A 23,382-nucleotide genomic window follows, 5' to 3' on the forward strand; every position below is an offset into this window, starting at 1 on the left:
GCCCGCCCCCTCCGGGGCGGCGCCCTCCGAGGAGGCGGCGGAGGCGCAGCCGGCCGGGGATGCGGCGGCAGGCGGCGGCACCGAGGATGAGCCGACCGCCGCCCGGCGCTGGCTCAGCGCCCGGCAGGCGGACCACTACACGGTCCAGCTGCTCGCCGCCACGCAGCGCGATACGGTGCTACGCTTTGCGCAGGAGAACGGGCTCGCCGAGGCGGGCCGGCTGCTCGAGACGGAGCGCAAGGGCGAGCCTTGGTATGTGCTGCTGCACGGCGACCACCCCTCCCGCGAGGAGGCCTACGCGGCCATCGACGAGCTGCCCGCGGCGGCCCGCGAGCACGGCCCCTGGGTGCGCACCTTCGAGTCGGTCCGGGACGACCTCCCGGAGTGAGGCGGCGCCGGCCCGCGATGCCTGAGCCGGATCACGCCCCCTCGATCCTGATCCGCTACCCGGAGGCCACCGGGCGGCCGGACCTCTCGCTTACCTTCGGGGCGACGTTCGAGGCCCGGGTCCGGCGCTCGCCCCAGGGGCTGATCCTCGACTTCGCCGGCCACCGCCTCCCCGCCCGGACGGATCTCACCGACCTCGAGATCGTCGAGGGGGATCGCCTGCTCCTGCGGGTGGCCGCCATCGAGCCGCAGCTCGTCCTCCAGACCCTCCGCCACCGGGGCCACTACCCCGCGCTGCACGCCGGCCTGCGGCGGGCCCTGCCGGCGCAGCGCACCGCCGCCGGGCTCGCCGGCGCCCTGGCGCCGCTCTGCACGCCCCGCCGCGCCTTCCAGAGCCCCGCGCGCAAGGCGGCCCGGATCTTCGCCGAGCGCCTCCCCACGCCCGCCCAGCTCGCCGACCCCGGCGGCCTGCGCGAGGCCGTGGTCGACTCCGGGCTCTTCCTCGAGCACCGCCTCGCCCACACCGCGGCCGGCGCCCGGGGCGCCGTGGCCACCGACCTCAAGGCCAACACCGCGCGGCTGCTCGCCTCGCTCGGCGGCTCCGGCCGGGCGCAGCCGGCACAGCCGGCGACGCCGGCGGCGGGCGAGCCGGCCCACGCCGAGCTGCGGGACTACGCCGAGGGGCTCTTCTGGCGCCTGCAGGCCCTCCAGGCGCGGCTCGCCCTCGAGGAGCGCCCCGAGGATCGCACCATCGACCTGCCGGTGCGCGACGGCGCCGAGATCGACGCCGTCCGCCTGCGCCTGCGCGGCCGCCCGGCGCCCCACGGCGGCGGCGCCCTGAAGGTCGACCTGCACCTGCACCTCAGCGGCGCCGGCGCCGTCTACGCCTTCATCCAGCTCCAGGACGGCCACGTCGACGCGGCCTGGTGGGCCGCCCGGCGCGCCACGGCCGACGCCCTCGCCGCCGCCCTGCCCGATCTCGAGGCGCGGCTGCAGCGCATCGGCCTGGTCCCGGGGACGCTCACCTGCTACCACGGCGAGCCCGCCGAGGACCGCACGGCCCCCGCCTCGGCCGCCACCCCGGGGATCGTCAATGAGCAGGCCTGAGCGCCCCTACGACGGCGAGGCGATCCGCCAGCGCGCCCGCGAGCAGGGGGTCGAGCTGCCCGGCGACGCCGATCTCGCCGCCGCCCTCGCCGAGCTCACCGCCGAGGCGCAGCTCCCCGGCGAGGCGGACGCCGCCCTCGCCGAGCTCCTCGGCTGGGCCTGGGCGGTCAAGCGCCGGGTGCAAGGCGACGAAGGCAGCTAGCCCTCCGCCGAGGCGCCGCCCGGCTCCGGCGAGCCCGAGGGGCTCTCCCCCGCCCCGCCGCCCTGGGACGGGCCGTGGAGGAGCACGACCAGGTCCGCCTCGACCTGGCTGATCTGGCAGGTGTCGGCGATCTCCTTGGCCGCGGTCCCCTTGCGCGCCATGCGGATCGCCTGGTTGAAGCGGTTGCCGTCGGTACCGCCGCTCGCCGCCACCTGGTCGAGGCGCCGGCGCAGCCGGGCGAGGTTCTGCTCGAGCCGCGCCAGGTGCTCGCCCTGGCTGACCGCGCCGGCGGAGAGCCCGCGGAAGTGCTCGAGGACCTGCCGGTGGGTCGTCTCCACCCCCTCGAGGCGCCGCTCCGTGCCCTGGAGCCGGCGGCCCAGGCGCCGGGCCCGGGCTACGGCCAGGGCCGCGAGGGCGGCGGCGATCACGGCGATCCCCAGGGCGACGGCGGCCACTACCCAGCCCGACAACAGCTCACCTCGCGCGCCGCCACTTGGTGCCCTCGGGGGTGTCCTCGAGGACGATGCCGCGCTCGGCGAGCGCATCGCGGATGCGGTCGGCCTCGGCGAAGTCCCGGCTCTGCCGGGCCTCGGCGCGCCGGGCGATGAGCTGCTCGATCTCCGCGGCCTCGTCGTCGCCGAGCCGGCCGCGCAGGTACGCCTCCGGGTCCTGCCCGAGCAGCCCCAGGACCCCGCCGAGCTCGCGCAGCTCCGCCGCCGCGGCCGCCGCCGCGTCGGTCTCCCCCGCCTCGCGGCGGCGGTTGACCTCGCGGGCGAGCTCGAAGAGCACGCTCAGCGCCTCGCGGGTGTTGAAGTCGTCGTCCATGGCCTCGCGGAAGCGCTCGTGGGCCTCGCCGCGCTCCGGCGCCGCCGCCGGCAGGCCGCGCAGCGCCGTGTAGAGCCGCCCCAGGGCGCCCTCGGCCTCGCTGATGGCGGTGGCGGTGTAGTTCAGGGGGCTGCGGTAGTGGCTCGAGAGCAGGAACAGCCGCACCGCCTCGGCCGGGTGCTCGGCGAGGATGTCGCGCACCGTGAAGAAGTTGCCCAGGGACTTGGCCATCTTCTCGTCGTCGATGCGCACGTGGCCGTTGTGCATCCAGTAGTTGACGAAGCGCTGCCCGGAGGCGCACTCGCTCTGGGCGATCTCGTTCTCGTGGTGGGGGAACTGCAGGTCCACCCCGCCGCCGTGGATGTCGAAGTGCGCCCCGAGCAGCTGCCGGGCCATGGCCGAGCACTCGATATGCCACCCTGGCCGGCCCTCGCCCCACGGCGACGGCCACGCCGGCTCGCCGGGCTTGGCCGCCTTCCAGAGGACGAAGTCGACGGCGTCGCGCTTGGCCTCGCCGGGCTCGATGCGCGCCCCGGCGCGCAGCTCCTCGAGCCGCCGCCCGGAGAGCTTGCCGTACTCCGGGAAGCTGGAGACGGCGAAGTAGACGTCGCCGTTGTCCGCCACGTAGGCGTGGCCGGCGGCGATGAGCTCCTTGATGAGATCGACCATCGCCGCCAGGGCCTCGGTGGCCCGCGGCTCGTGGTCCGGCGGCTGGACGCCGAGCGCCGCGCAGTCCTCGTGCATGGCGGCGGTGAAGCGCTCGGTGAGCGCCGTCACCGGCTCGCCGTTCTCGGCGGCGCGGCGGATGATCTTGTCGTCGATGTCCGTGATGTTGCGCACGTAGGTGACGCCGTAGCCGAGCCAGCGCAGATAGCGCACCACGGCGTCGAAGACCACCAGCGCCCGGGCGTGGCCGAGGTGGCAGTAGTCGTAGACGGTCATCCCGCAGACGTAGAGCCGCACGTGGCCCGGCTCGATGGGCTCGAAGGGCTCCTTGGCCCCGCTGAGGCTGTTGTGGATCCTGAGCATCACTCCTCCTGCGCACGGTCCTCGGCGGCGACCTCGGCGGCGCGGCGCAGGCGCTCGACGACGCGCTCGCCGCCCATGAGGTCGACGATCGGCTGCAGCTCCGGCCCGCTACATCGGCCGGTTAGCGCCGCGCGCAGCGGCATGAGCAGCCGCTTGCCCTTGCGGCCCGTGCGCTCCTGGAGCGCCGCGCGGAGCCCCTGGAAGCGGTTGTAGCCCTCCTCGGCCGCCGCCACGGCGGTCTCGAAGAGCTCGGCGCCGGCCTCGGCGATCGCCGCCCGGGCCTCGGGCTCGAGCGCCGGCGGCGGCCCGAAGACCCGCCGCGCCCACTCCTTGCCGTCCTCGGGGAAGCGGATATTGGCGCGCACCGCGTTGAGCAGCTCGTCGGCGTAGCCCGGCGGGATGAAGGCCTCGATGGCCAGCCAGTCGCGCAGCCGCTGGGTGTCGGCGGCCATGACCGCCTCCGCCTGCCAGTGGCGCAGGTGGTCGGCGTCGAAGCGCGACGGGGCGGCGCTGACCCGCGCCGGGGCGAAGCCGGCGGCGAGGCCGTCGAGCTCGAGCAGCCCCGCCTCGTCGTAGGTGTGGCCGACGCGGGCGAGGTAGTTGAGCAGCGCCTCGGGCAGGTAGCCCGCCGCCTCGAGCTCGGCGACCGAGCGGCTGCCGTTGCGCTTGGACAGCGGCGCCCCGTCGTCGCCGGTAATCAGCCCCATGTGGCCGTAGCGCGGCCCGCTCAGCCCGAGGGCGCGGAGGACGAGCAGCTGCCGCGGGGTGTTGGTCAGGTGGTCGTCGCCGCGCAGGACGTCGGTGATCCCCATCAGGGCGTCGTCGACGGCGTTGCTGAACAGGTACGCCGCCGTGCCGTCGGCGCGGCGGATGACGAAGTCGCCGATCTCGTCCGTGGCGAAGCGCTGCTCGCCGTGGACCGTATCCGTGAAGCGCACCTCCTCGCCCGGCGGGACGCGGAAGCGCAGCGCCGGCGCCCGCCCCTCGGCGCGCTTGCGCGCCGCCTCCTCGGCGGAGAGCCGGGCGCAGGTGCCCGGGTAGCGCGGCGGCCGGCCGGCGGCGCGCTGGGCGCGGCGGGCCATCTCCAGCTCGCTCTCGGTGCAGAAGCACGGGTAGGCCCACCCCTCGGCCTCGAGCTGGCGGTAGTAGGCGTCGTAGATCGCCGTGCGCTCGTGCTGGTGGTACGGCGCCGCCGGGCCGCCCACCTCGGGGCCCTCCTGCCACGCCAGGCCGAGCCAGCGCAGGTCGCCCATCAGCGCCTGCGCCGCCTCGGGGCGGTAGCGCTCGCGGTCGGTATCCTCGATGCGCAGCACGAAGTGCCCGCCCCGGCTGCGGGCGAGCAGGGCGTTGAACAGCGCGGTGCGCAGGTTGCCGAGGTGCAGGGCCCCGGTGGGGCTCGGGGCGAAACGGGTCTTCACGGTGGTATCGCTCATGGCTGCGCATTCTACCAGGGCGAGCGCGCCGCCGGGCCAGGGGCCGCGCCCGCGGGGGCGCCTTGCCCGGCGCGGCCGGACGGGCGAGACTGGGCGCCATGACTCAGCCCATCCTCCTCATCGCCGATCTCCACCTCGACCCGTCCCGGCCCGCCGTGACCCGGACGCTGCAGCACTTCCTCGAGCGCGAGGCGCCCGGCGCGGCGGCGCTCTACATCCTCGGCGACCTCTTCGAGGCGTGGGTCGGCGACGACGCCGTGCGCGGCGACGAGCCGGAGATCGCCGCCCTGCGCAGCGCCGCCGAGGCCGCGCCGCTCTACATCATGCCCGGCAACCGCGACTTCCTGCTCGGCGAGCGCTTCGCCGAGCTCACCGGCGCGCAGCTCCTCCCCGACCCGAGCGTTGCCGAGATCCACGGCGACCCGGCGCTGCTGATGCACGGCGACAGCCTCTGCACCGACGACGAGGAGTACATGGCCTTCCGCGCCACGGTCCGCGACCCGGCCTGGCAGGCGCAGTTCCTCGCCCTCTCCGTCGAGGAGCGCCTGGCGCAGGCCCGGCAGGCGCGCAGCACCAGCGCCGAGCGCGGCCAGGCGCTCGACGAGGCGACCATGGACGTCACCGGCGCGGCGGTGGACGCCGCCGTCGCCGAGCACGGGGCGCGCTGGCTCATCCACGGCCACACCCACTGCCCCGGCGTCCACGAGCTCGACACCCCCTTCGGGCCCGGGCAGCGCTACGTCCTCGGCGACTGGTTCGAGCAGGGCAGCGTCCTGCGCTGCCTGCCCGAGGAGTGGCGCCTCGAGGCCCTCCCCCTCGAGGCCGAGTAGCCCGCCCTAGGCGGCCCGCGGCGCCAGCCGGTCCAGGGCCTGGCGGATCGCCTCCGGCCCCGCCTGGGGGTGCTGGCCGGCCTCGGTGAGCCGGCGCCGCCACGCCCGCGCCCCCGGCACGCCGCTGAACAGCCCCATCAGCGGCTTGGCCAGCTCCGCCATGGACACCCCCGCCGCGAGCTGGCGCTCGACGTGGGGCAGGTACGCCTCCACGGCGGCGCGGCGATCCGGCGGCGGGCCGCCGTGGAGCTGCCGGTCCCACAGGGCCAGGGCGTAGGGGTCGCTGAAGGCGGCGCGGCCGACCATGACGCCGTCGACGTGGCGCAGCTGCTCCTCGATGGCCGCGCCGTCGGCGAGGCCGCCGTTGAGCACGACCTCCAGCTCCGGGCGGCGGGCCTTGAGCCGCTGGACCCGGGCGTAGTCCAGCGGCGGGACCTCGCGGTTCTCCTTGGGGCTGAGCCCCTGGAGCCACGCCTTGCGGGCGTGGACGATGAAGGTGCGGCACCCGGCGGCGGCGACGGTGTCGACGAACCCCGCCAGGAAGGCCTCGGTGTCGTGCTCGTCGACGCCGATGCGCGTCTTGACCGTCACCGGCAGGCCCGACTCCGCCGCCGCGGCCCAGCACTCGGCGACGCGCTGCGGCTCGAGCATCAGCCGCGCCCCGAAGCGCCCCGACTGCACCCGGTCGCTCGGGCAGCCGACGTTGAGGTTGACCTCGTCGTAGCCCCACCGCGCCGCCAGGCCCGCCGCATAGCCGATCGACTCCGGCTCGGCGCCGCCGAGCTGCAGCGCCAGCGGCCGCTCGGCGGCATCGAAGGGCAGCAGCCGCTCCGCCGCCCCGTGCCAGAGCGCCGTCGCCGGGACCATCTCGGTGTAGAGGCGCACGTTCGGGGCGAGCAGGCGCAGGAAGTAGCGCGCCGAGGAGAAGGTCCAGTCGAGCATCGGGGCCACCGAGAGGCGGCCGTGGATGCGGCTTCGGGGCGGGGTCGGTGCATCGGTCACGGGGGTCCTCGCTGTGCTGCTGCTCGCCTCTTTGCGCTCCGTCCATTGTGCCACAATTGTGGTACGCTCACCGCGCAGGCAACCGCGAGGACCAAGGCATGGGCACCGTATCAGTCCGCATCGATGAAGAGCTGGTCGAGGACGCCCGGACAGCCGCCAAGGCCGAGTTCCGGACAGTCCAGGGGCAGATGGAGCTCTGGGCCAAGGTGGGGCGCGCGGCATTGGACAATCCCGACCTCCCAGCCCCCTTCATCGCCGAGAGCCTGATGGGCATGGCGGAGCCCCGTGAAGAGACCACCCCCTTCGTGCCGCGCTCCCCAGAAGACTCGGCGTGACCTGGACAGTCCGGCAGACGCGGCGCTTCGCCCGCGCCTACAAGAAACTCCATCTAAACTTGCTGCAGGCGGTAGATCAGGCAGTCGCCGAGATCGCCGAGGATCCCGATCGAGGGGAGAGGAAGCGGGGCGATCTCGCCGAGCTATGGGTCTACAGGTTCCGCTGCCAAGAGCAGGCCTATCTGCTCGGGTACACCCGGGATGACGGTATCCACCTGATCTACCTCGAGGCGCTTGGCTCTCGGGAGAACTCCTACCGGGAGCCTAAGCGATAGGCAGCAACGGCAACTTAGGAGCGCTGGCGCGATGGCCGAGACGAACGACCCCCTCTTCCAGCCCCTGGAGCTCGGGGCCCTCACCCTCCCGAACCGAATCGTCATGGCGCCGCTGACCCGGGCGCGCGCCGGCCAGCCCGGCGACGTCCCCACGGCGATGAACGCCTGCTACTACGCCCAGCGCGCCAGTACCGGCCTCATCATCGGCGAGGCCACGCAGGTCTCGCAGCAGGGCCAGGGCTACGCCTACACCCCCGGCATCTACACCCAGGAGCAGATCGCCGGCTGGCGGCAGGTCACCGAGGCCGTCCACGCGGCCGGGGGCCGCATCCACGCCCAGCTCTGGCACGTGGGCCGGATCTCCCACCCCGAGCTCCAGCCGGGGGGCGCCCTGCCGGTGGCCCCGTCCGCCATCCAGCCCGAGGGCGCTCAGGTATTCATCAGCGCCGAGTCGGGGATGGTCGACATCCCCACCCCGCGGGCGCTCGAGACGGAGGAGATCCCCGGCATCGTCGAGCAGTTCCGCCAGGGCGCCGAGAACGCCTGGGCCGCCGGCTTCGACGGCGTCGAGATCCACGCCGCCAACGGCTACCTGCTCGACCAGTTCCTGCGCTCCGGCAGCAACGCGCGCACCGACGCCTACGGCGGCTCGGTCGACAACCGCATCCGCCTGCCGCTGGAGGTCATCGAGGCGGTGAAGGGCGTTTGGCCGCGGGAGCGCATCGGCGTGCGCGTGAGCCCTACCGGCAGCTTCAACAGCATGCACGACGCCGACCCGGTGGCGACTTTCGGGGCCTTCGCCCGCGCCGTGGAGGGGACTCGCATCGCCTACATCGAGGTCGTCGAGGACTCCTTCCAGGGCAACCACGAGACCGGCCGGCCCGAGCCCGTGATCGACGCCATCCGCTCCGCGTTCAGCGGCGTCTACATCGGCAACGGCGCCTACACGGCCGACGAGGCCCGCGAGCGCATGCGCGCGGGCCGGCTCGACCTCGTCTCTTTCGGCCGGCCAATCATCGCCAACCCCGACCTCGTCGAGCGCATCCGCCGTAACGGGCCCCTGAACGAGTGGGATAGCAGTACCTTCTACGGCGGGGGTGAGCGTGGCTATATCGACTATCCGAGGCTTGAGGAAGCTGAGACCTGATAGTGGGGAAAGCCCACTTCTTGCTACCGAGCAGGCCCAGAAGCTGAGAGAAGCAAGGCTGAGAGGGAAGTCGCCAGTTGATGTCTACTTTCCCCGGGCACTTCTGCCAAATGCGGCGAACATTGGATCCCGGCTCAAGACGGCCGCGTCTTGCTAGCCGCCCCAGCCTTGATGGAGTGACTATCATCACGCGATCGCGCACCAGCTTACTGAGCAGATATCGAATCTGACCCGATGCGTGAGTATCCTCCAGATGCGCGGTAAGCCATTAGAAAGCCCCAGTGCTCTCCAGGGCTTCCCACTGGAGGTGTGTTACTCTGGATGCAAAAAGGTAGGAACTTTTCTTTATTTTGCCTCGATACTAATTTCAGGCAGGCTTAAAGCCTAATTTTGCTTTCGATTGCCTGGTAGCGCTCCCTCAGCCACTCCGCATATTGCCAGGCACTCACATTGGTGCTTTTAAAAAATCTTAACCAATATCGAGCGCGCGTTGTGTCCTCGTGCAATTGGAGAGCAAAATCAGCCACACCAAGCATAATTTCTTCAACGCCATAAGGATGCGGGCGGGCTTCCAGTAGCGCCTCAGCCTTGTCTAGTGCGTGCTCAGCCAAATTGCGATACTCCTGTTCCAGGCGTGTCTTCCATTCCGCCGGAATCTGGGTATGGTAAGCGACAAATTCGTCACATATGGTCAACCAGTCGTGCATTCCCTGAACAGTGACTTGGTGTTCTTCGCAGAGTTCAGCACTTTCGCGTAAGTTTTTAAATATACCTTTTAGAGCATGGTCTGGATAGTCTTCGGACTGACAGATTCGGATCTTGTACGAATGATTACGGTATTTGAGCCAGCGTCTGCGTTCGAAAACGAGGGAGGGAGAGAGCGTCTGCAGGTGCGCATCGATCATGCCCTCTCTATCAATAAACATCGCATCGCAACGATTAAGCAGTGGAGTGAGTACCGATACTCCTTCTTTAAAGTCAAGAAAGCGCTTCCAGATCTGCTGAATCACGTGCGCTATTTCGGCCAGCGCGGGGATCTGATCTTCAAATGCAAGGCGGTCTATCTCACCCAGCAATTCCTCGATGCGTTCTACGAAATCATTGGTTGATAGCGGCACCCCGTCATTCAACCACATCCGCAGGCCAGTAACACCAAGCATGATACGCTCTGGCGGCGTTAATTTGAGGCGGGCGGCGCGATCTTCGAAATCAAAATGGAGGTTAGAGAGCCTCGCGCGATCGCCAGATTCTCGCGCCACTTCGACGCAAAGGTTATACCACTTTAGAATCTGCTGAAGATTTTCAGAGTCAATACGCTGAAATACTCCGCTAGTCACCTCGTGGGCGCGCTTGATATTTCCTTCGCGAACATACCGAATCGCTAGATTGTGGGCGACCTGACTTATTCCTAGCGGCACCGGTTTTACACACCAGTAGTGCCAAGCCGCTTCCAAGTGGTCACGCTGGTGTGCGTTTCGGCCTAGAATCTCTTCGAGATTGGCTAGATTGTTGTATAGACGCCACAATTGGTCAGGATCCTGGGTTCGATCAATGCGTTGCCGAAGATACCCCCTCGCCTTTTCGAAACAGCCTTGTTCTTGCAATGCTAGAGACTTAAGAATCACTTTCTGACTGTCTTCTTTAATATCACTGTCGCTCCAATCTGATATCGCAGATAGAAAGTTACTAAAATCGCCAGTTTGCAAATAGAAATATGCAAAAAGAGTTTCGAACTTATCTCGTTCGGTAAGCAAAAGTGCGGCCGTGTTAATGGCGCACAGATGCTTTTGCGCCTTGTGTTGCCGGCCACTGGCAAGATAGATACTCACCTTATAAAATTCGGCCTGTACCTGTGCTGTATAACCGTATACCAGCGGTGGTTGAGACAAGTGTGCTAGAGCTCTTTCGAAGCTGCCCGCCGCAGACAAATCATTCGCACGTTCTAACCAGATCTTCTCATTAGGCCAAAGCCAATGAAGTCTAGCCAGATTGTAGAGGCTGATGATCCCCACTCCGCTTGCAGCCGGCTTCCAGATAGCAAGCGGCCCAGCTAGGAGGACTGGCCAAGCGATCCAAAGGAAGCGTTTATGTTTCAACCCATTCAAGGAATTTGGGGATAAGCCTTCCAGCATGATTAACCCTCCTGGGTAGCAAGGACCAGAGTCAGAAATCGACTTCTTACTTATATTTATCCATAGCCAAGTAATTGCTGGCCTTCTTCTCTCAGCGCACCAGCAAGCGCCGGAAGCGATGCAGCCAGGAATGGCTGCGCTCGACGACCTAGCGTCTCAGTATATGGCAGAACTTCTGCCGCGTCCCTGAGGAGGTCTCGCCTCGCTTCCGGATGTGGGGTGTAAAGCTTTGCTCGGCGAACCAGCACTCGATCGACGGCGTGTCGTAGCCCTTGTCCAGGCAGAAGTGGAGACTCATCTTGCGGATGTTTGGTTAGTGGAGCGGCACGTTCTGCAGAGTTGAGGCAAGGAGCTTCTGATCATGCCAATTGGCCCCGTCACGCCGCGGCCGTCCGTGAGCAGGCTACGTTTGGTCCCCACTTGCCGCGATCCGTCGGGTTAGGTACCGTTTTCTTCCCCGCCAAGAGGCGACTTCGTCTGGGCCCATCCGCTGAGAGCCAGGGCCAGTCAATGCCTTGGAGCTCGTCGTAGGTGAGCAGGCCTTGCTGCTAGATGCGATGGAGCCACTCACGATGCCGGTCCGATCGAGCGACCTCCAAGGCTGCCAGTGCGCAAGATGAAAAGGATGTCCTCCATGCACCGCGACGTTCCGAGACCCGAGGCCGACCGCCACCGTAGGGGTGTTTGTTCCGGCTTCAGGGAGCAACGGGCGGATACGGGCCCAGAGCTCATCGGTCAACTCCGAGTGGCGGGCTGTCTGGCAGTGCAGGTCCTTCGCCATGACGTATCTCCCTGTCAGGCCTTTGCTGACCGTCAGTCAACTCTCGCTGTCCATCACCCCCCCCTCCCCCGTCAGGGGTTATTCGGATAGGCACTAAGCCCTTATATCTTACGCAATGAGAATAGGGCCCTCCCATTGTCTTTCCCCCCTACATCCGTAAGATACCCCTAGGGTCCGGCAACCGGGCCCGCACCACGGCACACTCGCGCTAATCTGGCTCGAGGGCAACCCCCATGCGCTCGGTACTGACGCTGCTCCTGCTTGCCCTGCTGCTGCCGCTGCCGACCCCGGCGGCCGCGCTGCCCGACGACCTCCCCTTCCAGCCCGAGGCGGAGGAGCGCTGGGTGCTCATCGACACCGACGACTACGTGCTCACCGTCTACAGCGGCCGCCAGCCCAAGGCGCGCTTCACCAACCTCGCCGTCGGCCGCGGCGGCGTCGCCAAGGCCCGCCGCAGCGGCGACAACACCACGCCGCTCGGGCAATTCCGCATCAGCCGGGTCAACCCCCAGAGCCGCTACCACCTCTTCCTCGGCCTCAACTACCCCACCCTCGACTACGCCGCCCGCGCCCGCCGGCGCGGCGTCATCGACGACGACGAGTACCACGAGTTCCTCGACCGCTTCGCCCGGCTCGGCCGCCCGCCCCAGGAGACCGCCCTCGGCGGGCACATCGGCATCCACGGCGTCGGCAGCGGCAGCCTGCGCTTCCACCGCCACGTCAACTGGACCGAGGGCTGCATCGCCCTGGAGGACGACCAGATCGAGGCCCTCGCCGAGCTCGTGGACGTTGGCACCCGGGTCCTCATCCGCTAATATGCCTCATGCAGGTACGAGCCAAAAAACTGATAATTCGATCAAGGAGATTATCGATGCCTAAGCGTACTGCCCCTGTGCTGAAGGTCACTGCCGTGGGTGCCGCCGTGGGCCTGATGAGCGCCTGCGCGACCGTCGACGAGGCGCGGCTCAACTCGATGATCGACGAGCGCCTCGATGAGCGGATGCAGGAGCAGGTCTCCCAGGAGGAGGTCGACCAGACCCGGAACATCGCCCAGGACGCGCTCGAGACGGCCCGCATGGCCGACGGCAGCGCCCAGGAGGCCCAGCTGGCCGCGGACAAGGCCATGCGCAAGGCCAACGAGAACGAGGAGAAGATCGACCGCATGTTCGAGCGCTCGATGCAGAAGTAGGCATCGGGTAGCTGGGGCGGACCCTCCCCCGCCCCGCGACCGGTCAAGCCGGCATCCCGCCTGCGGTTAGTGCGGGGTGCCGGCTTTTTTTAGGGCCCGGTGAGCTGCAGCGGCCCCTCGGGGGCGCCGCGGGAGATGGAGCGCACCTTGCCCCGCGGGTCCTGCACCGCGGCGCGCAGGGCCTGGCCGTCGATCCGGTGCTGCCGGTCGCCGAGGGCCTCCTCGACGACGTCGACCGCCATCTCCAGGCGCTGGTCGCGGCTCTGGGCGCCGCGGCCGCCGAAGGCCGGGAAGGCCTGCAGGAAGAGCTCGCCCTGGCGGGACCAGCCCGCCTTGAAGGGCTGGTTGACGATGCGCACCGGCGTCCCCCGCTGGATGCGGTCGAACAGGTACGCCATGTCCTGGGGGTGGAGGCGGATGCAGCCGTGGGTGGCGCGCATGCCGATCCCCCAGGGCCGGTTGGTGCTGTGGAGCAGGTAGCCGTCGAGGTCGAGCAGCAGCGCGTAGTGACCGAGGGGGTTGTCCGGCCCGGGCGGGACCTTGGCCGGCAGCGCCTCGCCCCGCGCCTCGGCCTCCTCGCGGATGGAGTCGGGGGGGTACCAGACCGGGTCGGTGATCTTCTCCGTCACCCGCGTCTTGCCGAGCGGCGTCGACCAGTCCCGGCGGCCGACGCTGACGGGGAAGGTCTCCACCACCGCCTTCCCCTCCGGGTAGCGGTAGAGGCGCATCTCGGCGATGTTGACGACGATCCCCTCTCGCGGGGTCTCGGGGAGGATGAAGCGGGTGGGGACCGTGACCTGCGCCCCCGCGCCGGGCAGCCAGGTGTCGACGTCGGGGTTGGCGCGGCGGATCTCCTCGTAGCCGACGGCGTGGCGGGCGGCGATATCGAGCAGGGTGTCGGCCTGCTCGGCGGTCGCGTACTGGCGCTCGCCGACCACATCCACGCCCTCGGCGAGGGGGTAGCGGTGGAGCTGGCGCTGCGGCACCTCCACCACCGGCTCGGCGCCCTCCTCCGCCGGGGCCGCCTCGGCGGCGAGGCGCTCCCCGGCCCCGAGCAGGAGCAGGCCGCAGAGCGCGAGGCGCGGGCCGATTCGCCGCCGTGCCGGCATCGCGCCCTCAGTCGTCGCCGGCGTCCGCCTCGGGGAGGCCGACGTTGTTGCCGTCGAGCACGCGCTCGGCGCGGTAGCTCGAGCGCACCATGGGGCCGGCGACCACCTCCCGGAAGCCGCGCTGGAGCCCCTCCTGGCGCAGCGCCGCGAACGCCTGGGGGCTGACGTAGCGCTCCACGGGCAGGTGGTGGCGGGTCGGCTGCAGGTACTGGCCGAGGGTGACGATGTCCACGCCCGCCGCACGCAGGTCGTCGAAGGCCTCGAGGATCTCGTCGTCGCGCTCGCCGAGGCCGACCATCAGGCTCGACTTGGTCAGCACCTGGGGGTTGCGGCGCTTGGCGGCCTCGAGGACCTGCAGCGTCTGCCCGTAGCCGGCCCGCGGGTCGCGCACCGGGTGGGTCAGCCGCCGCACCGTCTCGAGGTTCTGGGCGAAGACCTCCGCGCCGGAGTCGACGACCCGCTGCACGGCCGCCTCGTCGCCGCTGAAGTCCGGCGTCAGGACCTCGACGGCGACGCCGGGGTTGAGGGCCTTGATCGCCTCGACGCACTCGGCGTAGTGGCCCGCGCCGCCGTCGGGCAGGTCGTCGCGGTCCACCGAGGTGAGCACCACGTAGCGCAGCCCCATCAGGCGCACCGACTCCGCCACGTGGCTCGGCTCCTCGCGGTCGAGCCGCCCCTGGGGGTTGCCGGTGTCCACCGAGCAGAACTGGCAGGCGCGGGTGCAGACCGAGCCGAGGACCATGAAGGTCGCCGTCCCGTGGCTCCAGCACTCGCCGCGGTTGGGGCAGTAGGACTCCTCGCAGACGGTGCTCAGGTGGTAGCTGTGGACGATCTCTTGCACCCGGCGGAAGCCCTCGCCGCCGGGGGCGCGCACCTTGAGCCACTCGGGCTTGCGCCCGCGCGGCGCCGCGGCCTGGTCGCGGCGCTTGACGCCGTCCTTGATGGCCCGGACGCCGTCGCGCTCGAACTTGACCCCGCTCTGCACCGGATCGTCGGCCTTGGAATCGGACATGCGGACTACCTTTGTCGTTTTCGGGCGCCAGCCTGTGCCCTAGGATAAGGGCTGGAGGCCCAAGGGAAGGAGCGTTCACGATGGTCCAGAAGACCCGAGGCGGGGCGCTGCTGGCGCTCGCCGCCGCCCTTCTCGCCGCCGCCGGCACGGCCGCCGCGAAGCCCTGCGGCGAGCCGGGGCGCTGGTACGACCCGGCCGCCGGGGAGAGGCTGACCACGGCCGAGGCCCTCTCCCGGCTGCGCGGCAGCGAGTTCATCCTCCTGGGCGAGCGCCACGACAGCGCGGCCCACCACCGCTGGCAACTCTACACCCTAGCGGCCCTGCACGGCCGGGGCAACCTGGCGGCGGTGGGCTTCGAGATGCTGCCGCGGCGCACGCAGAAGGCCCTCGACCGCTGGGCCGCCGGCAAGCTCGGCGCCGAGGCGTTCTTCGAGGCCGTCGACTGGCAGCGGGTCTGGGGCTTCCCCCGGGCGCTCTACCGGCCGCTGCTCGAGCTGGTGCGGATGCACCGGCTGCCCGCCGCCGCCCTGAACGTCGACCGCGCGACCGTGCGCGCCGTCCGCCGCCAGGGGTGGGCGGCCCTCGACGCCGAGGCGCGGGAGGGCGTCGGCCGGCCGGCGCCCCTCGAGCCGGCCCAGCGCGAGCGCCTCGAGCAGGCCTTCCAGCACCACCCGAGGCAGGACGGGCTCGATACCGAGGGCTTCATCGAGGCGCAGCGCTTCTGGGACCGCGCCATGGCCGAGGCGCTGGAGGCCGCCCGCCGGCGCCACGGCGCCCCCGTGGCGGGGATCGTCGGCCGCGGCCACGCCGCGGGCCGCGGCATCCCCCACCAGCTCGCCGACCTCGGCCACGCCCCGGCGGACGTCGCCGTGCTGCTGCCCCACGACGCCGCCGAGGCCTGCCCCGGCCCCGGCGAGGCCGACCTCGTCTTCCTGCTCGAGCCGGGCCGGGAGAGCGAGGGCGGCGAGGAGCCGCCGCGGATGGGGGTGGCCATCGCGCCGGCGCAGGACGGGCCGGGGGTGCGCATCGTCGAGGTCCTCGACGGGACCCCCGCGGCGCGCGCCGGGCTGCGCGCCGAGGACCGCGTCCTCGAGGCCGCCGGCCAGGCGCTGGAGCGCCCCGGGCAGCTGCAGGCGATCGTCGAGCGCCAGGCGCCGGGAACGTGGCTGCCGCTGCTCATCGAGCGCGGCGGCGAGCAGCGTCGGGAGGTGGTCCGCTTCCCGCCGCCGTAGGCGGCTCAGCGCTGCAGGATCAGCTCGCCGAGGGCCTCGGCCACGACCTCGGCGCCCCGCTGCCACTGCGGCTCGAGCATCGCCGCGTGCCCGGCGTGGGGGATCCAGCGCGGCCGCACGCCGTAGAGCCACGCCGTCGTGCGCACCAGCCACGGCGGGATGAGCAGGTCGGCCTCGGCGCCGATCACCGCCACGGGCACCTCGACCCCGCGCCACTGGGGCCAGCGCGGCATCCCCATCTCGGCGAGCGCCAGCTGCGACTCCGGCTGCATGCGCCCGGTGTACTCGAGCAGCGCCTCCGGCGAGAGGCCCTGGGCGAAGAGCAGCCGCTGCGCCTCGTCGATGTCCACCCACCCCGGCCCGAGCCCCTGGAGGACACCCAGCTCCCAGAGCAGCCGGGGGCGGGTGAGCATCAGCTGCGTGCCCACGGGCGCCAGGCCCGTCGGCGGCACGGTGGCCAGGAAGACCGCCGCGCTCGCCGCGACCCCGCGGCGCAGGGCCAGGTCCACCACCGCGCCCCCCATGGAGTGGCCGATGAGCACCGGCGGCTCGTCGAAGGCCGCCACGGCCTCGGCGAGGTCGTCGGCGTAGTCGCTCAGCGAGGCCGTGGCGACCTCGTCGCGCCCGCCGCTGCCGCCGTGGCCGCGCAGGCTCACGGCGTAGGCGTCGTAGCCGCGCTCGGCGAAGTACGGCAGGTAGTGGACCCGCCAGCACCACGCCCCCAGGAAGGCGCCGTGGACGAAGAGCAGGGGCGGCGCGCCCCGCGGCGTCCCGGCGGCCTCCTCGTGGAGGAGCTCCAGCCTCCCGGCCTGCCCGCCGCCGGCGGGGCCCTCGATATCGACATACATCGGCGCCTACCCTCCTTTCCGCCCCTGCGCAGCCGGTGTGCCTCGGGCCGCGGGATCAGGTAAGCTACACATTCCACTACTATTTACACGCCCGATTCAATGGTCCGCTGCCGATGAGCGCACCCCAGCCCGTCCGTCTCGAGGACTACCGCCCGCCGGCCTACCACGTCGAGCAGGCCCGCCTGCGCATCGACCTCTCCGGCGAGACCGCCCGCGTCGACGCGCGCCTCGAGCTGCGCCGCAACCCGGCCGCGGCGCCGGAGGACACGGCCCTGCGGCTCGATGCCGAGTTCCTCGAGCTCGAGGCGCTGCACCTCGACGGCGAGGCCCTGGACCCGGCCGCCCTGCGCGCCGCCGACGGGGCACTGGTGATCCCCGACCCCGGGGCGCGCTGCCGCGTGGAGACGACCAGCCGCTTCCGCCCGGCGGAGAACACCGCGCTCTCCGGGCTCTACCGCTCCGGGCGCATGTACTGCACCCAGTGCGAGGCCGAGGGCTTCCGGCGGATCACCCCCTACCCGGACCGCCCGGACGTCCTCGCCCCCTTCACCACGACGCTGATCGCCGACCGCACGGCGTGCCCGGTGCTGCTCTCCAATGGCGACTGCATCGAGGCCGGGGCGCTCGACGAGCAGCGCCACTACGCCGTCTGGCACGACCCCTACCCCAAGCCGGCCTACCTCTTCGCCGTCGTCGCCGGTGATCTATCCTGCCAGGAGGAGCGCTTCACCACGGCCTCGGGCCGGGAGGTGGCCCTGCGCTTCTACACCGAGCCCGGCAACGCCGGGCGCACCGAGCACGCCCTCGCCTCCCTCAAGCGCGCCATGCGCTGGGACGAGCAGCAGTACGGGCTGGAGTACGATCTCGACACCTACATGGTCGTGGCCGTCGGCGACTTCAACATGGGGGCCATGGAGAACAAGGGGCTGAACGTCTTCAACACCCAGTTCGTCCTGGCCAGCCCCGACACCGCCACGGACGCCGACTACGAGGGCGTCGAGGCGGTGATCGGCCATGAGTACTTCCACAACTGGACGGGCAACCGCGTCACCTGCCGCGACTGGTTCCAGCTCTCGCTCAAGGAGGGGCTGACCGTCTTCCGCGAGCACCAGTTCGCCGAGGCGATGGGCTCGGCGGCGATCGAGCGCATCCGTCAGGTGCGGCTGCTGCGCAGCGCGCAGTTCCCCGAGGACGCCGGCCCCATGGCCCACCCCGTCCAGCCGAAGTCCTACGTCGAGATCAACAACTTCTACACGGCCACCGTCTACGCCAAGGGGGCGGAGGTCATCCGCATGTACCGCACGCTCCTCGGCGATACGCCCTTCCGCCGCGGCGTGCGCCGCTACCTCGAGCGCCACGACGGCGAGGCGGCCACCATCGACGACTTCCTCGCCTGCATGGAGGAGGCCAGCGGCGCGGACCTGCAGCAGTTCAGCCGCTGGTACCACCAGGCCGGCACGCCGCAGGTGACCGTCCGCGACGAGTACGACCCCGAGCGCGAGGTCTACACCCTCCACTGCCGCCAGCACACCCCGGCGACGCCGGAGCAGCCGCGCAAGGCGCCGATGCACATCCCCCTCGCCGTCGGCCTGCTCGGCCCCGACGGCGCGCCGCTGCCGGTGCAGCTCGCCGGCGAGCCGGCCGACGAGGCCGCGCACACCCGCGTGCTGGAGCTGCGCGAGGCCGAGGAGCGCTTCGAGATCGCCGGCTGCCCGCAGCGCCCGACGCCGTCGCTGCTGCGCGGCTTCTCGGCGCCGGTGGCCGTCGAGTACCCGTACAGCGACGACGACCTCGCCTTCCTGCTCGCCCGCGACCCCGACCCCTTCGCCCGCTGGGAGGCCGGGCAGCAGCTGGCGGTGCGGGTGCTGCTCGCCGAGGCCGCCGGCGAGCCGCGCCCCGGCGGGCTCGAGCGGCTGGAGGCGGCCTTCCGCGGCGCCCTCGAGGCGCCCGGCGCCGACCCGGCGCTCACCGCCGAGGTGCTCACCCTGCCGAGCGAGACCTACCTCGCCGAGCAGCTCGAGGTCGTCGACCCGCAGGCGATCCACGATGCCCGGGCGGGCCTGCGCCGCGCCCTCGGCCAGGCATTAACGGCCCACTGGCAGGCCCTCTGCGAGCAGCACCCGGGCCGGCCCTGGCGCCACAGCGCCGAGGAGGCGGCGCAGCGCCGGCTGGCGAACCTGGCGCTGAGCTACCTGGTGGCCGGCTCGCCGCGCCACCTCGACCGCGCCCTGCAGCAGCTCGAGCGCAGCGACAACCTCACCGACCGCCTGGCGGCGCTGGCCGTGCTCGCCGACAGCGAGGCCCCGCAGGCCGAGCGCGCCATCGAGGCCTTCCACCAGCGCTGGCGCGACGAGCCGCTGGTCGTCGACAAGTGGTTCCGCGTCCAGGCGACGGCGAGCCGCCCGGACGCCCTCGAGCAGGTCGAGCGCCTGACCCGGCACCCGGACTTCACCCTCGACAACCCCAACCGCGCCCGCGCCCTGCTCGGCGCCTTTGCCCAGGGGAACCCGGCGTGCTTCCATTCCCCCGACGGGCGCGGCTACCGGCTCCTGGCCGACCACGTCCTGGCGCTCGACGCCCGCAACCCGCAGCTCGCCGCCCGCCTGCTCGGCCCCCTGAGCCACTGGCGGCGCTACGAGCCGCAGCGGCGCACGGCGATGCGCGAGCAGCTCGAGCGGATCCTCGCCCAGCCGGCGCTGTCCAAGGACGTACACGAGGTCGCCTCGAGGAGCCTCGAGGCGGCGGGCTAGCGGCCCCGGTGCCGCGGCCCCGGACGATCAACCGACAAGACCGCGTGAGTGTCGAGGCACTGCGGCACTGACGAACGTGGAGGCGTACCTTGACCCGTAGACTGCTACTGAGCCTGACCCTGGCCCTCGGCGCCGCCCTGCTCGCCCCCCAGGCGCCCCTCGGCGGCCCCATCGCCGCGGCGAGCGCCGCCGCGGCCGCCGAGCAGGAGGCGGCCCTCGAGCCGGGCCGCACCGAGCGCGAGAAGGCGCGCGTCGTCGCCGACCTGCTCGAGCGCTACCACTACCGCGGCTCCCCGGAGGACTACAGCGTCGCCGAGGAGGCCGCCGAGGCCTACCTCAAGCGCCTCGACCACGGCCGCTTCTTCCTGCTCGCCGAGGACGCCGAGCGCTTCCGGGAGCGCGTCGCCGAGGCCGACGGCGATATCGACGCCATCGTCGAGGCCGCCTTCGACCTCTACACCGTCTACCAGGAGCGCGTCACCGAGCAGATCCGCTACGCCCTCGAGCTGCTCGACCAGCCCCTCGAGTTCGATCGGGAGGGCCGCTACGAGCCGGACCGGCGCGAGGCCGAGTGGGCCGATAGCGAGCAGGCCCTCGACGCGCTGTGGCGCCGGCGGGTCACCCACGACGCCCTGACCCTCGAGCTCGCCGGCCGCGAGCCCGAGAAGATCCGCGAGAACCTCGGCCACCGCTACCGCACCCTCCAGGAGCGGGCCCTGGAGGTGAGCCGCGACGACGTCATGGCGGACTACCTCAGCGCCTGGGCGAGCGCCTACGACCCGCACAGCAGCTACTTCTCGCCGCGGCGCTCCAAGGAATTCGACATGCAGATGTCCCTGCAGCTCGAGGGCATCGGCGCCAAGCTCACCATGGAGCAGGACTACACCAAGATCGTCGAGCTCATCCCCGGCGGGCCGGCCAAGAGCTCGGGCAAGCTCGAGGAGGGCGAGCGGATCATCGGCGTCGCCGACGGCGAGGACGGCAGGATGAAGAACATCGTCGGCTGGCGCCTGCAGGATATCGTCCAGCTCATCCGCGGTCCCAAGGAGTCGGTCGTGCGCCTCAAGGTCCTGCCGCCGGCGGGCGCCAGCGAGAGCTCGCCGCGCGTGGTGCGCCTCGTGCGCAACAAGATCGACCTCGAGGACCAGGCGGCGCGCAAGGAGGTCATCGAGCTGCCCGCCGAGGGCGCCGACGCCGAGCAGCAGCGCATCGGGGTCATCGAGATCCCGCGCTTCTACCGCGACTTCAGCGCCGCCCAGGCCGGCAAGGAGGACTACCGCAGCACCACGCGGGACGTGAAGCGCCTGCTCGAGGAGCTCGAGGGCCAGGAGATCGACGGCCTCGTCATCGACCTGCGCGACAACTCCGGCGGCGCGCTGCGCGAGGCCACGGGGCTGACGGACCTGTTCACCGGCGAGGGGCCGGCGGTGCAGGTGCGCAACCACACCGGCCAGACCGAGCAGGTCGGCGGCGGCCACCCGCCTGCCTACGACGGCCCCCTCGGCGTGCTCGTCAACCGGCGCAGCGCCTCGGCCTCGGAGATCTTCGCCGCGGCCATCAAGGACTACAACCGGGGCGTGGTCATCGGCGACCAGACCTTCGGCAAGGGCACCGTCCAGCAGATGATCAACCTCGGCAACTACGCCATCCCCGGCGAGGAGAAGTCCGGCCAGCTCAAGCTGACCATCGCCCAGTTCTACCGCGTCAACGGCGAGAGCACCCAGCTCGCCGGGGTGAGGCCGCACATCTCGCTGCCCTCGCTGCTCGACCACGACGAGCTCGGCGAGCGCGCCGCCGAGAACCCCCTGCCGGCGACGCGCATCGAGCCGGTCGGCGTCGAGCAGCGCACGGGTATCGACGCGGGGCTCATCGAGACGCTCCGGGAGCGCCACGAGCAGCGCGTGGCGCAGGAGGCGGCCTTCGAGGCCTTCACCGCCGAGCTCGAGTACAAGCGCCGGCTGCGCGAGGAGACCGCCACCCCCCTCGACAAGGAGCGGCGCCAGGCGGAGAAGGCGCAGCGCGAGGAGCGGCTGCTCGCCCTCCACAACCACCGCCGCGAGGTCCACGGCCTCGAGCCGGTGGCCAGCTACGAGGAGATCGACGAGGAGCCGCTCCCGGATCTGCTCCTGCGCGAGAGCGCGGCGGTGGTCGGCGATCTCGCCGAGCTGCTGGGCCGGCAGGAGCCGGAGAGGGAGCTCGCCCGCGAGGGCGGCGTCTCCTGAGCCCCGCCGCCGCAGCCGGGCCCTGCCCTACCCGCCCGGCTGCGGCTCCATGTGCTCGACGCGCAGCTGCAGGGAGACCGTGCCGCGGTAGCGGTTGACCTCGGGGCTGTAGAGGACCCGCACGGGGCCCGCCAGCCGGTCCCAGCCGCTCTCCTGGGCGCCGAAGGCGATCGCCGGCCAGACCGGGCCGGTGCCGTCGGCGGCCTGCAGCTGCAGGCGCAGGTGGCCGCCGTTGAGGGAGGTCGCCTGGCGCACGGCGAAGAGCCCGTCGAAGCGCGGCTCGGGGAAGCCCATCCCCCACGGCCCGCCGTAGCGCAGGGCGGCGGCCGTCTCCAGGGTCAGCTCCTCGGCGGCGAGCGGGCCGTCGCTGTCGAGGCAGCTCGGCGCCGGCTCGCCGCCGTCGAGGGCCTCCTCGAGCGCCGCGGCGAAGGCCGCCCGGAAGGCCTCGAGCCCCGAGGCCGGGATCGTCAGGCCCGCCGCCATGGCGTGCCCGCCGAAGCGCTGGACGAGCTCCGGCGAGCCGCGCTGGACCCGGGCGAGGAGCTCGCGCATGTGCAGCCCCGGGACCGAGCGCGCCGAGCCGGTGAGCCACCCCTCCTGCCCCGGCGCGAAGGCGATCGCCGGGCGCTGGTAGCGCTCCTTGAGCCGCGCGGCGAGGATCCCCGTCACGCCCTGGTGCCAGCCGGCGGCGGCGACGCACACGCCGGGGCCGACGGCCTCGGCCTGGGTCTCGAGCGCCGAGAGGGCCTCCTCGGTCATCCGCGCCTCCACCTCGCGGCGCTGGCGGTTGAGCCGGTCAAGCTCCGCCGCCGCCCCCTGCGCCGAGGCGGCGTCGGCGGCGAGCAGGCACTCGACGCCGGCGGTCATGTCCGCCATCCGCCCCGCCGCGTTGAGCCGCGGCCCGACGCCGAAGGCCAGGTCCGCCGCGCAGGCCTCGCGCGGGTCCCGGCCGGCGGCCTCGAGCAGGGCCGTCACCCCGGGCTGCGCCGCCCCCGCCCGGATCCGCCGCAGCCCCTGCTCCACGAGGATGCGGTTGTTGTGGTCCAGGGGCACCAGGTCGGCCACCGTGCCGACGGCGACGAGGTCGAGGAGCCCGGCCAGGTTGGGCGGGTCCGGGGGGAGATCGCCGGCGGCCGCCAGGGCGCGCTGCGCGGCGCGGGCCACGTAGAAGGCCACGCCGACGCCGGCCAGGTGGGGGCTGGCGAAGGCGTCGTCGCCGCGCTGGGGGTCGACCACCGCCGCAGCCGCCGGCAGCGCCTCATCCGGGCTGTGGTGGTCGGTCACCACGACCCGCATCCCCGCCTCGCGGGCGGCGGCGACCCCCTCGTGGCTGGTGACGCCGTTGTCCACGGTGACCAGCCACGCCGGCTCGAGGGGCGCGAGGCGCTCGACCACGGCCGGGCTGAGGCCGTAGCCGAGGGTGAAGCGGTCGGGCACCAGGAAGCGCACCTGCGCCGGGTCGCCGCCGGCCGGGACCCGCGCGAGGCCTGCGCGGCGGACCTGGCCTTCGGCGTCGGGCCGCGGCTCAACGCGGC

The 23,382-nt window shown here is 71.6% G+C and carries 21 protein-coding genes and 1 pseudogene; 12 read left to right on the forward strand and 10 right to left on the reverse strand.

Features of this window, described 5'->3' with window-relative positions; translation table 11 throughout:
* The 3 genes from CKO13_RS03465 to CKO13_RS03475 form a co-directional block, all read left to right on the forward strand.
* On the forward strand, positions 1 to 388 hold a 388-nt coding region (locus CKO13_RS03465; protein ID WP_200256839.1), incomplete at its 5' end, for an SPOR domain-containing protein.
* A 17-nt stretch (positions 389 to 405) separates the two neighbouring features.
* Positions 406 to 1,494, forward strand: coding sequence for a flagellar hook-length control protein FliK (locus CKO13_RS03470; protein WP_200256841.1), 1,089 nt, complete (start codon positions 406 to 408; stop codon positions 1,492 to 1,494).
* Positions 1,481 to 1,696 carry a hypothetical protein gene (locus CKO13_RS03475; RefSeq protein WP_200256843.1) on the forward strand — a complete coding sequence of 72 codons (216 nt, stop codon included), beginning with the start codon at positions 1,481 to 1,483 and terminating at the stop codon, positions 1,694 to 1,696. Before CKO13_RS03470 ends, CKO13_RS03475 begins: the two co-directional genes overlap by 14 nt.
* Here CKO13_RS03475 and CKO13_RS03480 read toward each other — a convergent pair.
* Genes CKO13_RS03480 through gltX form a run of 3 tightly spaced genes read right to left on the reverse strand, consistent with a single transcriptional unit; the run spans position 1,693 to position 4,983 of the window.
* Positions 1,693 to 2,166: a DUF2802 domain-containing protein gene (locus CKO13_RS03480; protein ID WP_200256846.1), complete on the reverse strand. Its 474-nt coding sequence runs from the start codon at positions 2,164 to 2,166 to the stop codon at positions 1,693 to 1,695. The two genes, CKO13_RS03475 and CKO13_RS03480, sit on opposite strands and share 4 nt — an antisense overlap.
* 4 nt (positions 2,167 to 2,170) lie before the next feature.
* On the reverse strand, positions 2,171 to 3,550 hold the full coding sequence (gene cysS, locus CKO13_RS03485; RefSeq protein WP_200256848.1) for a cysteine--tRNA ligase: 1,380 nt from the start codon (positions 3,548 to 3,550) through the stop codon (positions 2,171 to 2,173).
* Entirely contained in the window at positions 3,550 to 4,983 is a 1,434-nt protein-coding gene (gltX, locus tag CKO13_RS03490; protein ID WP_200256850.1) for a glutamate--tRNA ligase, read from the reverse strand. Before gltX ends, cysS begins: the two co-directional genes overlap by 1 nt.
* Before the next feature lie 98 nt (positions 4,984 to 5,081).
* On the opposite strand from gltX, the gene CKO13_RS03495 reads away from it, so the two are divergent.
* On the forward strand, positions 5,082 to 5,813 hold the full coding sequence (locus tag CKO13_RS03495) for a UDP-2,3-diacylglucosamine diphosphatase (RefSeq protein WP_200256852.1): 732 nt from the start codon (positions 5,082 to 5,084) through the stop codon (positions 5,811 to 5,813).
* A 6-nt stretch (positions 5,814 to 5,819) separates the two neighbouring features.
* On the opposite strand, the gene dusA is transcribed toward CKO13_RS03495, so the two are convergent.
* Positions 5,820 to 6,815 carry a tRNA dihydrouridine(20/20a) synthase DusA gene (dusA, locus tag CKO13_RS03500; RefSeq protein WP_338034570.1) on the reverse strand — a complete coding sequence of 332 codons (996 nt, stop codon included), beginning with the start codon at positions 6,813 to 6,815 and terminating at the stop codon, positions 5,820 to 5,822.
* Positions 6,816 to 6,913: 98 nt separating this feature from the next.
* Between dusA and CKO13_RS03505 the strand changes: the two genes are divergently transcribed.
* Genes CKO13_RS03505 through CKO13_RS03515 form a run of 3 tightly spaced genes read left to right on the forward strand, consistent with a single transcriptional unit; the run spans position 6,914 to position 8,572 of the window.
* Complete coding sequence (locus CKO13_RS03505; protein ID WP_200256854.1) at positions 6,914 to 7,150, forward strand: ParD-like family protein; 237 nt, start codon at positions 6,914 to 6,916, stop codon at positions 7,148 to 7,150.
* Complete coding sequence (locus CKO13_RS03510) at positions 7,147 to 7,425, forward strand: type II toxin-antitoxin system RelE/ParE family toxin (RefSeq protein WP_200256856.1); 279 nt, start codon at positions 7,147 to 7,149, stop codon at positions 7,423 to 7,425. The genes CKO13_RS03505 and CKO13_RS03510 overlap by 4 nt, the downstream gene beginning before the upstream one ends.
* 31 nt (positions 7,426 to 7,456) lie before the next feature.
* Positions 7,457 to 8,572, forward strand: a complete 1,116-nt coding sequence (locus tag CKO13_RS03515; RefSeq protein WP_200256858.1) for an alkene reductase — start codon at positions 7,457 to 7,459, stop codon at positions 8,570 to 8,572.
* Positions 8,573 to 8,949: 377 nt separating this feature from the next.
* On the opposite strand, the gene CKO13_RS03520 is transcribed toward CKO13_RS03515, so the two are convergent.
* Together CKO13_RS03520 and CKO13_RS12585 are read right to left on the reverse strand one after the other, a co-directional pair.
* Positions 8,950 to 10,704, reverse strand: coding sequence for a tetratricopeptide repeat protein (locus CKO13_RS03520; protein ID WP_200256859.1), 1,755 nt, complete (start codon positions 10,702 to 10,704; stop codon positions 8,950 to 8,952).
* Between the two features lie 94 nt (positions 10,705 to 10,798).
* Positions 10,799 to 11,473 (reverse strand): annotated as a pseudogene (locus tag CKO13_RS12585) (IS5 family transposase); the annotation flags it as partial.
* A gap of 245 nt (positions 11,474 to 11,718) precedes the next feature.
* Here CKO13_RS12585 and CKO13_RS03525 point away from each other — a divergent pair.
* Together CKO13_RS03525 and CKO13_RS03530 are read left to right on the forward strand one after the other, a co-directional pair.
* Entirely contained in the window at positions 11,719 to 12,300 is a 582-nt protein-coding gene (locus tag CKO13_RS03525; RefSeq protein WP_200256860.1) for a L,D-transpeptidase family protein, read from the forward strand.
* A 56-nt stretch (positions 12,301 to 12,356) separates the two neighbouring features.
* Entirely contained in the window at positions 12,357 to 12,674 is a 318-nt protein-coding gene (locus CKO13_RS03530) for an Lpp/OprI family alanine-zipper lipoprotein (protein WP_200256861.1), read from the forward strand.
* Positions 12,675 to 12,763: 89 nt separating this feature from the next.
* On the opposite strand, the gene CKO13_RS03535 is transcribed toward CKO13_RS03530, so the two are convergent.
* The gene (locus CKO13_RS03535; RefSeq protein WP_200256862.1) at positions 12,764 to 13,783 is read right to left on the reverse strand and encodes a L,D-transpeptidase family protein; all 1,020 of its coding nucleotides are present in this window, start codon (positions 13,781 to 13,783) and stop codon (positions 12,764 to 12,766) included.
* 7 nt (positions 13,784 to 13,790) lie between these two features.
* Complete coding sequence (gene lipA, locus CKO13_RS03540) at positions 13,791 to 14,795, reverse strand: lipoyl synthase (RefSeq protein WP_200256863.1); 1,005 nt, start codon at positions 14,793 to 14,795, stop codon at positions 13,791 to 13,793.
* A gap of 80 nt (positions 14,796 to 14,875) precedes the next feature.
* On the opposite strand from lipA, the gene CKO13_RS03545 reads away from it, so the two are divergent.
* Positions 14,876 to 16,027, forward strand: coding sequence for a ChaN family lipoprotein (locus tag CKO13_RS03545; protein ID WP_200256864.1), 1,152 nt, complete (start codon positions 14,876 to 14,878; stop codon positions 16,025 to 16,027).
* A 5-nt stretch (positions 16,028 to 16,032) separates the two neighbouring features.
* Here CKO13_RS03545 and CKO13_RS03550 read toward each other — a convergent pair whose 3' ends face one another.
* The gene (locus CKO13_RS03550; protein WP_200256865.1) at positions 16,033 to 16,875 is read right to left on the reverse strand and encodes an alpha/beta hydrolase; all 843 of its coding nucleotides are present in this window, start codon (positions 16,873 to 16,875) and stop codon (positions 16,033 to 16,035) included.
* Between the two features lie 113 nt (positions 16,876 to 16,988).
* On the opposite strand from CKO13_RS03550, the gene pepN reads away from it, so the two are divergent.
* Both pepN and CKO13_RS03560 read left to right on the forward strand, forming a co-directional pair.
* Positions 16,989 to 19,625 carry an aminopeptidase N gene (gene pepN / locus CKO13_RS03555; RefSeq protein ID WP_200256867.1) on the forward strand — a complete coding sequence of 879 codons (2,637 nt, stop codon included), beginning with the start codon at positions 16,989 to 16,991 and terminating at the stop codon, positions 19,623 to 19,625.
* An 89-nt stretch (positions 19,626 to 19,714) separates the two neighbouring features.
* Positions 19,715 to 21,847 (forward strand): carboxy terminal-processing peptidase, encoded by a 2,133-nt coding sequence (locus CKO13_RS03560; protein ID WP_200256869.1) that lies wholly within the window; start codon positions 19,715 to 19,717, stop codon positions 21,845 to 21,847.
* Positions 21,848 to 21,874: 27 nt separating this feature from the next.
* Here the strand turns inward: CKO13_RS03560 and CKO13_RS03565 are convergent.
* The coding region (locus tag CKO13_RS03565; RefSeq protein ID WP_200256871.1) for a single-stranded-DNA-specific exonuclease RecJ at positions 21,875 to 23,382 on the reverse strand (1,508 nt) is incomplete at its 5' end.

The organism is Halorhodospira neutriphila (assembly GCF_016584055.1).
In the GTDB taxonomy this organism is placed as follows: domain Bacteria; phylum Pseudomonadota; class Gammaproteobacteria; order Nitrococcales; family Halorhodospiraceae; genus Halorhodospira; species Halorhodospira neutriphila.

Coding starts and splice junctions, on each gene's coding strand:
- CKO13_RS03545 (WP_200256864.1), top strand. CDS start 14,876: ATGGTCCAGAAGACCCGAGGCGGGGCGCTGCTGGCGCTCGCCGCCGCC.
- lipA (WP_200256863.1), bottom strand. CDS start 14,795: ATGTCCGATTCCAAGGCCGACGATCCGGTGCAGAGCGGGGTCAAGTTC.
- CKO13_RS03535 (WP_200256862.1), bottom strand. CDS start 13,783: ATGCCGGCACGGCGGCGAATCGGCCCGCGCCTCGCGCTCTGCGGCCTG.
- CKO13_RS03470 (WP_200256841.1), top strand. CDS start 406: ATGCCTGAGCCGGATCACGCCCCCTCGATCCTGATCCGCTACCCGGAG.
- CKO13_RS03530 (WP_200256861.1), top strand. CDS start 12,357: ATGCCTAAGCGTACTGCCCCTGTGCTGAAGGTCACTGCCGTGGGTGCC.
- CKO13_RS03550 (WP_200256865.1), bottom strand. CDS start 16,875: ATGTATGTCGATATCGAGGGCCCCGCCGGCGGCGGGCAGGCCGGGAGG.
- CKO13_RS03495 (WP_200256852.1), top strand. CDS start 5,082: ATGACTCAGCCCATCCTCCTCATCGCCGATCTCCACCTCGACCCGTCC.
- gltX (WP_200256850.1), bottom strand. CDS start 4,983: ATGAGCGATACCACCGTGAAGACCCGTTTCGCCCCGAGCCCCACCGGG.
- cysS (WP_200256848.1), bottom strand. CDS start 3,550: ATGCTCAGGATCCACAACAGCCTCAGCGGGGCCAAGGAGCCCTTCGAG.
- CKO13_RS03475 (WP_200256843.1), top strand. CDS start 1,481: ATGAGCAGGCCTGAGCGCCCCTACGACGGCGAGGCGATCCGCCAGCGC.
- CKO13_RS03520 (WP_200256859.1), bottom strand. CDS start 10,704: ATGCTGGAAGGCTTATCCCCAAATTCCTTGAATGGGTTGAAACATAAA.
- pepN (WP_200256867.1), top strand. CDS start 16,989: ATGAGCGCACCCCAGCCCGTCCGTCTCGAGGACTACCGCCCGCCGGCC.
- CKO13_RS03505 (WP_200256854.1), top strand. CDS start 6,914: ATGGGCACCGTATCAGTCCGCATCGATGAAGAGCTGGTCGAGGACGCC.
- CKO13_RS03515 (WP_200256858.1), top strand. CDS start 7,457: ATGGCCGAGACGAACGACCCCCTCTTCCAGCCCCTGGAGCTCGGGGCC.
- CKO13_RS03525 (WP_200256860.1), top strand. CDS start 11,719: ATGCGCTCGGTACTGACGCTGCTCCTGCTTGCCCTGCTGCTGCCGCTG.